Annotated in this window: 12 protein-coding genes; 7 read left to right on the top strand and 5 right to left on the bottom strand. The window is 61.1% G+C overall.

Annotated features, from left to right (window positions below; translation table 11 throughout):
• Positions 1-4: 4 nt before the first annotated feature.
• The 5 genes from AC2TE5_RS09070 to AC2TE5_RS09050 all read left to right on the top strand — a co-directional run bounded on the left by AC2TE5_RS09070 (position 5) and on the right by AC2TE5_RS09050 (position 5367).
• Positions 5-688 (top strand): TVP38/TMEM64 family protein, encoded by a 684-nt coding sequence (locus AC2TE5_RS09070; protein WP_213328545.1) that lies wholly within the window; start codon positions 5-7, stop codon positions 686-688.
• 15 nt (positions 689-703) lie between these two features.
• Positions 704-1864 (top strand): ABC transporter substrate-binding protein, encoded by a 1161-nt coding sequence (locus tag AC2TE5_RS09065; RefSeq protein ID WP_484613324.1) that lies wholly within the window; start codon positions 704-706, stop codon positions 1862-1864.
• On the top strand, positions 1837-3366 hold the full coding sequence (locus tag AC2TE5_RS09060; RefSeq protein ID WP_484613072.1) for an ABC transporter permease family protein: 1530 nt from the start codon (positions 1837-1839) through the stop codon (positions 3364-3366). Before AC2TE5_RS09065 ends, AC2TE5_RS09060 begins: the two co-directional genes overlap by 28 nt.
• A complete protein-coding gene (locus AC2TE5_RS09055) occupies positions 3366-3986 on the top strand; it encodes an ATP-binding cassette domain-containing protein (RefSeq protein WP_484613071.1) in 621 nt (206 codons plus the stop codon). The genes AC2TE5_RS09060 and AC2TE5_RS09055 overlap by 1 nt, the downstream gene beginning before the upstream one ends.
• A 73-nt stretch (positions 3987-4059) precedes the next feature.
• Positions 4060-5367 (top strand): sulfurtransferase, encoded by a 1308-nt coding sequence (locus tag AC2TE5_RS09050; RefSeq protein WP_484613070.1) that lies wholly within the window; start codon positions 4060-4062, stop codon positions 5365-5367.
• On the opposite strand, the gene AC2TE5_RS09045 is transcribed toward AC2TE5_RS09050, so the two are convergent.
• Together AC2TE5_RS09045 and AC2TE5_RS09040 are read right to left on the bottom strand one after the other, a co-directional pair.
• Complete coding sequence (locus AC2TE5_RS09045; protein ID WP_484613069.1) at positions 5364-5981, bottom strand: CDP-alcohol phosphatidyltransferase family protein; 618 nt, start codon at positions 5979-5981, stop codon at positions 5364-5366. The two genes, AC2TE5_RS09050 and AC2TE5_RS09045, sit on opposite strands and share 4 nt — an antisense overlap.
• Positions 5974-6543 carry a carboxymuconolactone decarboxylase family protein gene (locus AC2TE5_RS09040; protein WP_484613068.1) on the bottom strand — a complete coding sequence of 190 codons (570 nt, stop codon included), beginning with the start codon at positions 6541-6543 and terminating at the stop codon, positions 5974-5976. Before AC2TE5_RS09040 ends, AC2TE5_RS09045 begins: the two co-directional genes overlap by 8 nt.
• Before the next feature lie 75 nt (positions 6544-6618).
• Between AC2TE5_RS09040 and AC2TE5_RS09035 the strand changes: the two genes are divergently transcribed.
• A complete protein-coding gene (locus tag AC2TE5_RS09035; RefSeq protein WP_121423414.1) occupies positions 6619-7035 on the top strand; it encodes a pyrimidine (deoxy)nucleoside triphosphate diphosphatase in 417 nt (138 codons plus the stop codon).
• Here the strand turns inward: AC2TE5_RS09035 and AC2TE5_RS09030 are convergent.
• Positions 6995-7273 carry a DUF1496 domain-containing protein gene (locus tag AC2TE5_RS09030; RefSeq protein WP_023335340.1) on the bottom strand — a complete coding sequence of 93 codons (279 nt, stop codon included), beginning with the start codon at positions 7271-7273 and terminating at the stop codon, positions 6995-6997. The genes AC2TE5_RS09035 and AC2TE5_RS09030 overlap by 41 nt on opposite strands.
• Before the next feature lie 228 nt (positions 7274-7501).
• Here AC2TE5_RS09030 and gdhA point away from each other — a divergent pair, with 228 nt between their 5' ends.
• Positions 7502-8845: an NADP-specific glutamate dehydrogenase gene (gene gdhA / locus AC2TE5_RS09025; protein WP_484613067.1), complete on the top strand. Its 1344-nt coding sequence runs from the start codon at positions 7502-7504 to the stop codon at positions 8843-8845.
• Between the two features lie 71 nt (positions 8846-8916).
• On the opposite strand, the gene AC2TE5_RS09020 is transcribed toward gdhA, so the two are convergent.
• Together AC2TE5_RS09020 and selD are read right to left on the bottom strand one after the other, a co-directional pair.
• Positions 8917-10824: a DNA topoisomerase III gene (locus AC2TE5_RS09020; RefSeq protein ID WP_484613066.1), complete on the bottom strand. Its 1908-nt coding sequence runs from the start codon at positions 10822-10824 to the stop codon at positions 8917-8919.
• A gap of 4 nt (positions 10825-10828) precedes the next feature.
• Positions 10829-11872, bottom strand: coding sequence for a selenide, water dikinase SelD (selD, locus tag AC2TE5_RS09015; RefSeq protein WP_008500702.1), 1044 nt, complete (start codon positions 11870-11872; stop codon positions 10829-10831).
• Positions 11873-11984 lie beyond the last annotated feature (112 nt).

Here is an 11984-nt window from a genome sequence, read left to right as displayed (position 1 = left end):
ACGCGTGAACATTCGAAAAATCGCTTTCCTGTGCGCCCTTCTGGGCGCATTTATTCTGACGTTTGTCATGCTTCCTCCAGGCACGCTCTCCCTGGAAGGGATTAAAACCCACCAGCAGGCATTACTCTCCCATGTTGACCACGCGCCGCTACGAAGCGCGCTGATCTTTTTTGCGCTCTATGTGGTGGTCTCCGCCCTGTCGATCCCCGGCGCGGCGATCCTCACCCTGCTGGGCGGGGCGTTATTTCCCCTGTGGGAAGGCACCGTGCTGGTCTCGTTTGCCTCCACGCTCGGAGCCACGCTTGCGATGCTCGCCAGCCGTTATCTGCTGCGCGACGGGGTCCAGCGGCGGTTTGCTCAGCAGATGAAAACGGTGAACGCCGGTATGGCGCATGACGGTGCGGGCTATCTTTTTGCCCTGCGCCTGATGCCGCTGTTCCCGTTTTTCCTGGTGAATTTGCTGATGGGGCTGACCCGCATTGGAGTCTGCCGCTACTGGTGGGTCAGCCAGGTCGCCATGCTGCCCGCGACGGTGGTCTTTCTGAACGCGGGGCGCGAGCTGGGGAAAGTGGCGTCGCCGAGCGATATTTTGTCGCCGGGCATGCTAATCGCCTTTACACTACTGGGGTTATTGCCGCTGGCTACGCGCCGGCTGTTTTCCCGTTATCTCCCGTCTGCTAAAAAGTGAGGCATTATGCGCCGTGTGCGTTTTTGCGCGTTTCTGACCGGTCTGCTGCTGGCAGCCCCCCTGTGTGCCGCCGAGGGCTGGCACGCTATCCAACAGCAGGCCAAAGGCCAGACCGTCTGGTTTAACGCCTGGGGCGGCGATCCGGCGGTCAACCGCTACCTTGAGTGGGTCAGCGGTGAGATGCAAACGCACTATGCCATTACCCTAAAAATTGTCCCGCTGGCGGATGCCGCCGATGCGGTAAAACGTATTCAGACCGAAGCCGCCGCGGGGCGTAAGACCAACGGCTCAGTTGACCTGCTGTGGGTCAACGGCGAAAACTTCCGCACGTTGAAAGAGGCGAACCTGCTGCAAACCGGATGGGCGCAGACGTTGCCAAACTGGCGCTATGTCGATACCCGTAAACCCGTCACGGAAGATTTTGCGATTCCCACCGACGGGGCGGAATCGCCGTGGGGCGGCGCGCAGCTGACCTTTATCGCCCGCAAAGCCAGCATGCCGACGCCGCCGGAGGATCCTCAGGCGCTGCTGGCCTACGCGCAGCAGCATCCGGGCAAGGTGAGCTATCCTCGCCCGCCCGATTTTACCGGCACGGCATTTCTTGAGCAGCTGCTGCTGACGCTCACCGATCGCCCTGAGGCGTTACAAAAAGCGCCCGATGAAACGTTTAATCACGTTACGGCGCCGCTCTGGGCCTACCTCAATAAGCTGCACCCGCTGCTGTGGCGCGAAGGCAAAGACTTTCCCCCTTCACCCGCGCGGATGGATGCCCTGCTTGCCAGCGGCAGTCTGAACCTGTCGCTGACCTTTAACCCGGCGCATGCGCAGCAGAAAGTGGCGAGCGGCGAACTGCCTGCCGACAGCTACAGCTTTGGTTTCCATAGCGGGATGCTCGGCAACGTCCATTTCGTGGCTATCCCGGCCAATGCCGGCGCGAGCGCGGGTGCAAAAGTGGTCGCTAATTTCCTGCTGTCACCGCAGGCGCAAATCCGCAAGGCCGACCCGGCCGTCTGGGGAGACCCGAGCGTACTGGATGCGAAAACGCTGCCCGAAGGTGACGCCAAACAGCTGCTGGCCCACACGCCTCAGGGGCTGCCGCAGGTGCTTGCAGAGCCGCAGTCCGCCTGGGTGAACGCGCTGGAGCAGGAATGGCTGCGCCGTTACGGCACCCGCTGAGCGGGCTTGTCTGGCTGGCGATGGCGGTGATTTATCTGCCGATCCTGCCCGCCAGCGTGATGCTGTTCGTACCGGCGTTTTCCGTGACAAACTGGCAGCGGCTGCTGGACGATCCGCAGCTGCCGCAGGCGACCGTCGCCACGCTGGTCTCAACGCTCATCGCCACGCTGGGGGCGTTGCTGATTGCCCTTTTCCTTATCTGCCTTTTGTGGCCCGGTCAACGCTGGCGACGCCTCTCTACCCGCCTGCCGTGGCTACTGGCGATCCCTCACGTGGCGTTCGCTACCAGCGCGTTGCTGCTGTTTGCCGAGGGCGGTCTGTTTTATCAGATCTGCACCGTCTGTTCGCCGCCGTTTGACCGCTACGGCGCCGGGCTGGGCCTGACGCTCGCGGTCAAAGAGAGCGCGTTTGTACTGTGGGCCATATACGCCGTACTGCCGGAAAAACGGCTCGCGCAGCAGAAGATCGTCCTGCAAACCTTTGGCTACGGGCGTATTCAGACTCTCAGCTGGCTGATCCTTCCGGCGATCGCTCCTGTCCTCGGCGCGGTGATGCTGGCGGTACTGGCGTGGTCACTTTCGGTCGTGGATGTGGCAATCGTTCTCGGGCCCGGCAACCCACCCACCCTGGCCGTGCTGGCCTTTCAGTGGCTAAGCCAGGGTGACGCCCAGCAGCAGGCAAAAGGGACGCTGCTGTGCCTGCTTCTCCTTATGATGCTGGCCGCGCTTGCCGCCCTGGGTTACGGCCTCTGGAAAGCATGGCGTCGCACGATCCCGGACCTCACGGGGACGCGCCCCCGGTCTCCACTCGTCCTGCCTGAGCGGGCATTCAGCGGGTTACTGCCCGCGTGCGGCATCCTGTGCGCCGCGGTACTGCTGATGCTGGCGCAAGGGGGCGACGTGGGTCCCGTGGGTACCAGCCTCTCCTTCGGTCTGCTGTCGAGCCTGATCGCCCTCATCGTCATTTTTCTCTGGCTGGAATGGGGACCGCAGCGCGGCGCAGTGTGGGTGTGGTCACCGCTCGCCCTTCCAGCGCTGCCGCTCGTCACCGGACAATACTTTATTGCTTTGCGTCTGGGACTCGACGGGCACTATGCCGCCGTGCTCTGGAGCCATCTGCTGTGGGTATTGCCGTGGATGTTGCTGGTTCTGCAGCCTGCCTGGCGGCGGATCGATCCCCGGCTTATCCTTACCGCCAGAACGCTCGGCTGGCGACGGGCGAAAATATTCTTACTGCTAAAATGCCCCCTGCTGGTGCGCCCTGCGCTGCTGGCCTTTGCCACCGGCTTTTCCGTCAGCATGGCGCAATACATGCCGACGCTCTGGCTTGGCGCGGGGCGTTTCGCCACGCTGACCACCGAAACCGTCGCGCTCAGCAGCGGGGGCAGCATCCCCGTTCTCGCTAGCAGGGCGCTGGGATTGCTGCTGGTCACGGGCACGGTGTTCGGTCTTGCCGCCCTGTTATCCCGGCTCGCGGGCCGCTACCGTCAAGGATTACGATAATGCTGAAGGTAAACCATCTCACCATCGAACCGCTTTTCCGCGAGATCAGTTTTTGCGTTCCTCGCGGGGAGATCGTTACCCTGATGGGGCCGTCCGGCAGCGGCAAATCGACCCTTTTTGCGTGGATGGTCGGCGCGCTGTCAGACGATTTTCAGGCACAAGGCGAACTGTGGCTCGACGCGCGTCGCTGCGATAGCCTCCCCGTTGAATCCCGCGGGCTGGGCATCCTCTTTCAGGACGCGCTGCTGTTTGAACAGTTCAGCGTCGGGCAAAATTTGCTGCTGGCGCTGCCTGAGCGGATCGTCGGGCGCGCGCGTCGGGAAGCGGTCGAGCAGGCGCTGGACTCCGCCGGGCTGAGCGGTCATTACGCCAGCGATCCGGCCACCCTCTCCGGCGGGGAGCGTGCCCGGGTCAGCCTGCTGCGCGCCCTGCTCGCAGAGCCGCAGGCGCTGCTGCTGGACGAACCGTTCAGCCGCCTCGATAAAACGTTGCGCACGACGTTTCGGACATGGGTATTTGACGCCGTCCGCGCGCGCAATATCCCGGCGGTGCTGGTCACGCACGATGAGGACGATATTCCGCCCGGCGGCAAGCTGATTGAGATTTCTCGCTGGCAATAATGTGCTAACGCAATGTTTTCCGTTTCTGGAGAGACGACAATGCCCCCCTCTTTTACTGACGTCAGGTTATTCGATGAAACGTGTTTCTCAACTGACCGCGCTGGCCCTGCTTTGCGGCCTCGCTTCCTTTTCCTCTCTGGCGGCTGATGTGGCCAACGCGATGACGCTGTCTCAGCTTCAGGCGCAGCACGGCACGCCTGTCGACACCCGTCCCAGCGCGTTTTACAACGGCTGGCCGCAGACCCTCAGCGGCCCCTCCGGGCATGAACCCGCCGCACTCAACCTTGCTGCCGCCTGGCTGGGCGCAATGAGCGACGAGCAGATTGCGAGCTGGGCAAAACAGCATCAGCTTACGCCTGCAACGGCCATCGCCCTGTACGGCGACGAGAACGATAACCTGGCGGTGAAGTCCCGCCTGGAGAAAGCCGGATACCGCCACGTCTCGCTGCTCAGCGACGCGCTGCAGACGCCCGAGCGCCTTCAGCGCCTGCCTCACTTTGAACAGCTGGTTTACCCGCAGTGGATCCACCGCCTCCAGCAGGGTAAACCCGTGACCGCCGCACCGTCGGGTGACTGGAGAGTGATTGAAGCCGCCTGGGGCGCACCGAAGTTTTACCTGCTGAACCACATTCCCGGCGCGGGCTACATCGACACCAACGAGGTGGAAAGCGAGCCGCTGTGGAATAAAGTCTCCGACGACAAGCTGAAAGCGATGCTGGCGAAGCACGGGATCCGTCACGATACCACCGTCATTTTGTATGGCCGTGACGTTTACGCCGCCGCGCGCGTGGCGCAGATTATGCTGTATGCGGGCGTGAAGGATGTACGCATTCTCGACGGCGGCTGGAAGGCGTGGTCAGATGCAGGCCTGCCGGTTGAACGCGGCACGCCCGGCAAAGTGGCGCCAGCCCTCGATTTCGGCGCGCCGATCCCCGGCCAGCCGCAGCTGATGGTCGATATGGAGCAGGCGCGCGGGATGCTGCACCGTCAGGATGCCTCCCTGGTCAGCATTCGTTCGTGGCCGGAGTTCATCGGCGAAACCAGCGGCTACAGCTACATCAAGCCAAAAGGTGAAATAGCCGGTGCCCGCTGGGGTCATGCGGGCAGCGACGCGACCCATATGGAAGACTTCCATAACCCGGATGGCACCATGCGCAGTGCGGACGATATCGCCGCCCAGTGGAAGCGCTGGAATATTCTGCCGGAGCAGCACGTCGCATTTTACTGCGGCACCGGGTGGCGGGCGTCAGAAACCTTCATGTACGCCCGGGCGATGGGCTGGAAGAATGTTGCCGTCTATGACGGCGGCTGGTACGAATGGAGCAGTCACCCGCAGAACCCGGTCACCACCGGCGAGCGCGGGCCGGAGAGTGCACTCTAAGGGTTGAGTGACTTCAGCGTCACATAGCCGCTCCAGATGCGCGTTGTGGTGGTCAGCCAGCACAGCGCGCCGAATACCCACGCGAATAGTGCAAAGTGTGCCGGGAAGAGGCAGCACAGCACGAACAGCGCGATGGTCTCCGTCCCTTCCGTTAACCCACCAATGTAATAAAACGACTTGTGCGCATAGCCGGGGTTGTCGATGTCATGCTTCGCGGCCAGCGCCGCAAACGCCAGAAAGCTGCTGCCGGTACCGATAAACGCAAACAGCAGCCAGGCGGCCGCCAGCGCATTTTCTGCGGGAGCCGCGAGCGCAAAGCCAAACGGCACCAGGGCGTAGAACAGAAAATCGAGCGCGATATCGAGAAATCCCCCCGCATCGCTCAGCCCTCTCCGGCGCGCCAGCGCGCCGTCCAGACCATCTAGCAGGCGGTTAAGCACGATGGCGACCAGCGCCGCCGGATACCAGCCGAGGGCCAGAAACGGCAGCGCCAGCACGCCGACGGCAAACCCGGTCAGGGTTAATCCGTCGGGCGTGATGCCCGGCTTATCCAGCACGGAAACCAGACGATTCAGAGAGGGCTTAACCCGCGGGTGCAGGTGACGGTCAAGCATGGGGAGTCTCGTTAAACGTGGCGCACAGCCCCTGCGCCGGAATATCCAGCGCGGCATTAAAGCGGGCGGAGAGATTCTGAAACGCAATGAGCGCCGTCATCTCGGTGATGGCCTCGTCCGTGAAGTGGCGCTTCAGCGCCGTTCTGATAGCTTCATCCGCCCGGGGCGGCGTGGCGGTTACCGCCTCGGCGTAGGCCAGCGCCGCGCGCTCCTGCTCGGTGAACAAGGCGGAGTCATGCCAGTTGCCCACGGCCTGAACCTTATCCAGCGCGCCGCAGCGCTCGGCCAGCCGCAGGCTGTTGGCATCAATACAGAAAGCGCAGTGACAGAGCTGGGACACCCGCGTCATGAGCAGCGAACGAAGCACGGGCGTCAGGCGCGCATGACGGCGCTCCAGATAACCGACAAACAGCGCCACCAGCCAGAACAGACGCGGCATGCGCCCCCACCAGCGGGTGGGATTCAGCACCGCGCCAAAATGCTTTTTCTGCATGGCGGCAATCGGCTTAAGGCTGGCGGGAAGGGTTTCGAGGGGGGCAACCCAGGCGGTGGTCTCTTTCACCTGATTCTCCTGATTACTGGACTCTGAGAAAGGGCACGATAATATGTCTTTTTTCGCTATCAATTATTGACGACCATGCTGAAAACACTCGATGTCGTTGCCGCCATCATCGAAAAAGACGGCAATATTTTACTGGCGCAGCGCCCTGCCCATGCCGACCAGCCGGGAATGTGGGAATTTGCAGGCGGTAAAGTCGAGGCCGGAGAAACCCAGCCAGAAGCGCTTATCCGCGAGCTGCGTGAAGAGTTGGGCATTGACGCCCTGCCGGGGCAATACGTGGCAAGCCACCAGCGGGAAGTCTCGCAGCGGTTGATCAACCTGCATGCCTGGCACGTTCCTGCCTTTCGCGGCGAGCTCACGGCGCACTACCACAGCGCGCTCGCGTGGTGTACGCCGGAAGAGGCGTTCGGCTACGCCTTAGCCCCCGCGGATATTCCGCTGCTGGAAGCGTTTATTGTTTTACGCGACGCCAGACCAGCGGGTTTGTGCTGATGGCGCGCTCGTCGCGCTGGCACTGCAGCAGAATACCGTCCGCTTTCACAACGGCCCCTTCCGAGTAGTTCTGATTCTGATAGATACAGCACTGATTGCAGGGTTGCACCGTTTGATTCTGGCCGCTGGAGCTAAACACTTCCGGCGGCACATTCACCTCCACGTCCGGGAGAATGGGGTTGGCCTGCACGCCTGCGGCAAAGATCGCACACAGCGCGGTGAGTAGATAACGTTTCATAGACACATCTTCCTGTAGTTCCTTGATAATGACTATAACGGTAAACCCGAGCGGAACCTTTAATTTATCTCTTCATCGCTTTTGGTTATGACGCCCGCGCTCTCATTAATTTCCCTTTCGGCATAAATTTCCGCTTGCCTCACAAAGCGGTACGGGTGGTATAGTCAAAAAAACAACACAAATCGCATAAGTAATACACATAAAATACGATAAGAGGTTCTTATATCTATGGATCAGACACGCTCTCTGGAAAGTTTCCTTGCCCATGTTCAGCAGCGCGACCCGCACCAAAGCGAGTTCGCGCAGGCCGTACGAGAAGTTATGACCACCCTGTGGCCCTTCCTTGAACAAAACCCGCGTTATCGCCAGATGTCGCTGCTTGAACGCCTTGTCGAGCCGGAGCGCGTGATCCAGTTCCGCGTGACGTGGGTTGACGATCGCAATCAGGTACAGGTTAACCGCGCGTGGCGCGTACAGTTTAACTCGGCCATTGGCCCGTTTAAGGGCGGCATGCGTTTTCATCCGTCCGTGAACCTGTCGATTCTGAAATTCCTCGGCTTCGAGCAGACCTTTAAAAACGCCCTCACCACGCTCCCTATGGGCGGCGGCAAAGGCGGCAGCGATTTCGACCCGAAAGGCAAAAGCGAAGGCGAAGTGATGCGCTTCTGCCAGGCGCTGATGACCGAACTCTATCGCCACCTTGGTCCTGACACCGACGTGCCTGCCGGTGATATCGGCGTGGGCGGACGTGAAGTGGGCTTTATGGCCGGGATGATGAAAAAGCTCTCCAACAACAGCGCCTGCGTCTTTACCGGCAAGGGGCTGTCGTTTGGCGGGAGCCTGATCCGCCCGGAAGCGACAGGATACGGCCTGGTTTACTTCACCGAGGCCATGCTCAAGCGTCACGGTTTAGGCTTTGAAGGCATGCGCGTCGCGGTGTCCGGCTCCGGTAACGTGGCGCAGTACGCGATTGAGAAAGTGATGCAGTTTGGCGCTCGCGTGGTAACCGCCTCTGACTCCAGCGGCACGGTGGTGGATGAAGCGGGCTTCACGGCAGAGAAACTGGCGCGCCTGTGTGAAATCAAAGCCAGCCGCGACGGTCGCGTGGCGGATTATGCCCGGGAGTTTGGCCTGACCTACCTCGAAGGTAAACAGCCGTGGGGCGTGCCGGTGGATATCGCCCTGCCGTGCGCCACGCAGAACGAGCTGGATGTTGAAGCCGCGCGTACATTGATTAGCAACGGCGTAAAAGCGGTGGCCGAAGGGGCGAATATGCCGACCACCATCGACGCGACGGACCTGTTCCTGGAAGCGGGCGTGCTGTTTGCGCCGGGCAAGGCCGCTAACGCGGGCGGCGTGGCGACCTCCGGCCTCGAGATGGCGCAAAACGCCGCGCGTCTCGGCTGGAAGGCGGAGAAAGTGGATGCGCGCCTGCACCATATCATGCTGGATATTCACCATGCCTGCGTGGAGTACGGCGGCGAGGCATCGCAAACCAACTACGTGCGCGGGGCGAATATCGCCGGGTTCGTGAAGGTGGCGGATGCGATGATTGGGCAGGGTGTGATTTAAGGTTTATATCGTGCGGCCGGGTGCCCTCACCCCGGCCCTCTCCCACGGGGAGAGGGAGAAAACCGGGCGTATCAGGCCGCGCTCTTTTTCTTCTTGAACGGTTTCTTCGCGCCGCTACCGGGTGCAACCATCCCTCTGAACGTTTTCACCGGCGTGCTGCGCGCCTGATCGATCAGCTGGTAAAGCGTCCCGACCAGCGGCTGCATAAAGTCCTGGTAGCGGCACTGCTTCTCGCTGATCTGCGTCAGCACCGATTCCCAGTGTGCGGTCATGTCCGGCCTGGCGGCCAGCTCCGGCAGAGAGTGGATCAGCGCCCGGCCCGGTTCCGTTGAGTGGATGTAGCGTCCCTTTTTCTCCAGGAAGCCGCGCTTAAAGAGCAGCTCGATGATCCCCGCGCGAGTTGCCTCCGTCCCCAGACCGTCGGTGGCGCGCAGGATCTTCTTCAGATCTTTATCCTGCACAAACCGGGCGATCCCGGTCATCGCCGACAGCAGCGTCGCGTCGGTGAAATGGCGCGGCGGCTGGGTCTGACGTTCAACCACTTCGCCCTTCTCGCACAGCAGTTCGTCATCTTTAGCGACCACCGGCAGCGGCGTGCCGTCGTTCTCTTCGTCGCGCTCTTTATTCCCCAGCAGCGTGCGCCAGCCTGCCTCTGCGAGGAAACGCGCTTTGGCGATAAACTTGCCTTTGGCAATCTCAAGCTCAATCACGCACTTGCGGAATACCGCGTCCGGGCAGAACTGCATCAGGTACTGACGGGCGATCAGGTTATACACCTTCGCTTCGTTCTCGGTCAGATTGACGCTGCTGGCACGCGCCGTCGGGATAATCGCATGGTGGGCATCCACCTTTTTATCATCCCAGCAGCGGTTATGGGTGTCCGGGTTTACCGCCGGCTGCGGGAGCAGATCCGGCGCGTGCACGCTAATGGCGTTCATCACCGAATGGCGTCCGGCAAAGTGCTCTTCCGGCAGATAGCGGCTGTCCGAACGCGGATAGGTGATGAGCTTATGGGTTTCGTAGAGCTTCTGACAGATATCCAGCACGTTCTGCGCGCTCAGGCCAAACTTTTTGGCCGCCTCAATCTGCAGTGCAGAAAGCGAAAACGGCAGCGGCGCGGGTTCTGATTCCCGTTTATCGTTATAGCTGGTGACGATAGCGGGCTGCCCGGTAATGCGGTTAACCACATGATCGGCCAGCGGACGATGGAGCAGGTGCCCCTCTTCATCCTGGTACGATTCGCAGGCATCGCTCGGCAGCCAGACGGCGGTAAAGCGTTCGTCTTTAGGCGTGACGATATGCGCTTTCACTTCAAAGAAATCTTTGGCGACGAAGTTCTCAATCTCTTCGTCACGACGCACGACCAGCCCCAGTACCGGCGTCTGGACACGGCCTACGGAGAGCACGCCATGGTAGCCCGCGTTGCGCCCAAGAATGGTGTAGGCACGGGTCATGTTGATGCCGTACAGCCAGTCGGCACGGGCGCGGGCTAAAGCCGAGACGCACAGCGGAATAAACTCGCTGTTGGCGCGCAGGCGCGAAATCGCCCGCTCGACGGCCTGCGGGTTGAGGTCGTTGATCAGGCAGCGCTGCACCTGCTGGCGCTTTTCCGGCGCCAGCTCCAGGTAGTCCAGCACTTCATCCACCAGCAGCTGCCCTTCCCTGTCCGGGTCACCCGCGTGCACGATTTCAGCGGCGTCATGCAGGAAGCGCTTGATCACGTTGAGCTGTTTGGTGACCGAAGGTCGGGGCTGCAGGCGCCATTTTTCCGGCACGATGGGCAGATCGTTCAAATTCCAGCGGGCGTAGCGGCTGTCGTAGACATCCGGCTGCGCCTGCTCAAGCAGGTGACCAATACACCAGGTGACCACCTGCCCGTTACCGCATTCGATAAAGCCGTCACCTTTGCGATGCGGTTTAGGCAGCACGTCGGCGATGGCGCGGGCCAGGCTCGGCTTTTCGGCAATAAACAACCGCATCGAATTAACGGATCTCAATCATCGGTCGGCCACCGCGCGCGGTCACCAACTCGCCGATCGCCGTCAGGGTGATGCCGAACTCGGCGGCAGTCGCCTGTACCTCGGCTTCGGATTCCGGCGTGACCGCCAGCAGCAGGCCGCCGGAGGTTTGCGGATCGCACAGCAGGTTGCGCCACTCCTCAGGCATCTCGCCCATCAGGTGACCGTAGCTGGCGAAGTTGCGCTGAGTACCGCCCGGGACCGCGCCCTGAGCAATATACTCCTCCACGCCCGGCAGCTTCGGCACGTCCTGATACCAGACCTGCGCCTGCACGCCCGCGCCCTGACACACTTCAGAGAGGTGGCCCAGCAGACCAAAACCGGTCACATCGGTCATCGCCTTCACGCCGTCGATATTGGCGAATGCCGCACCGGCGAGGTTCATCTGGCACATGACTTCCGTTGCCAGACCTTTGTGCTCCGGTTTCAGCAGCGATTTTTTCTCGGCGGTTGTCAGCACGCCAATGCCCAGCGGCTTGGTAAGGAACAGTTTGCAGCCCGCCTGCGCGGTGCTGTTGCGCTTCACGCGTTCGGTCGGCACCACGCCGGTGACGGCCAGACCAAAGATCGGTTCAGGCGCATCAATAGAGTGACCACCGGCCAGCGCAATCCCCGCCTGCTGGCAGGCAAAACGACCGCCATCAATTACTTCACGGGCCACTTCCGGCGGGATGGTGTTGATCGGCCAGCCCAGAATGGCAATCGCCATGATCGGCTTACCGCCCATGGCGAAGATATCGCTGATGGCGTTGGTAGCCGCAATGCGACCGAAGTCGAACGGGTTGTCGACAATCGGCATAAAGAAGTCAGTGGTGCTGATAATGCTGGTGCCGTTACCTAAGTCATAAACTGCAGCATCGTCACGCGTTTCGTTGCCGACAAGCAGGTTCGGGTCGACAAACTTCGCCTGTTCGCTGTGCAGGATGGTCTCCAGCACCTTCGGGGAAATTTTACAACCGCAACCGGCTCCGTGGCTGTACTGCGTTAAACGAATGGTTTGCTCGCTCATGGACGTCTCCTGTCATCTCAATCGCGCTATGGTAGCGCTCATTCCATAAAGAGGTAAGTATGACTGTCTGAATTCTGAGGCAGATGCTCAGAATCCAGACAGTTTAGCGTGC

It is taken from the genome of Enterobacter sp. N5-15 (assembly GCF_057221635.1).
This window is presented reverse-complemented; position numbering and strand designations above follow the sequence as displayed.

Coding starts and splice junctions, on each gene's coding strand:
- selD (WP_008500702.1), bottom strand. CDS start 11,872: ATGAGCGAGCAAACCATTCGTTTAACGCAGTACAGCCACGGAGCCGGT.
- AC2TE5_RS09050 (WP_484613070.1), top strand. CDS start 4,060: ATGAAACGTGTTTCTCAACTGACCGCGCTGGCCCTGCTTTGCGGCCTC.
- AC2TE5_RS09045 (WP_484613069.1), bottom strand. CDS start 5,981: ATGCTTGACCGTCACCTGCACCCGCGGGTTAAGCCCTCTCTGAATCGT.
- AC2TE5_RS09035 (WP_121423414.1), top strand. CDS start 6,619: ATGCTGAAAACACTCGATGTCGTTGCCGCCATCATCGAAAAAGACGGC.
- AC2TE5_RS09020 (WP_484613066.1), bottom strand. CDS start 10,824: ATGCGGTTGTTTATTGCCGAAAAGCCGAGCCTGGCCCGCGCCATCGCC.
- gdhA (WP_484613067.1), top strand. CDS start 7,502: ATGGATCAGACACGCTCTCTGGAAAGTTTCCTTGCCCATGTTCAGCAG.
- AC2TE5_RS09055 (WP_484613071.1), top strand. CDS start 3,366: ATGCTGAAGGTAAACCATCTCACCATCGAACCGCTTTTCCGCGAGATC.
- AC2TE5_RS09060 (WP_484613072.1), top strand. CDS start 1,837: ATGGCTGCGCCGTTACGGCACCCGCTGAGCGGGCTTGTCTGGCTGGCG.
- AC2TE5_RS09030 (WP_023335340.1), bottom strand. CDS start 7,273: ATGAAACGTTATCTACTCACCGCGCTGTGTGCGATCTTTGCCGCAGGC.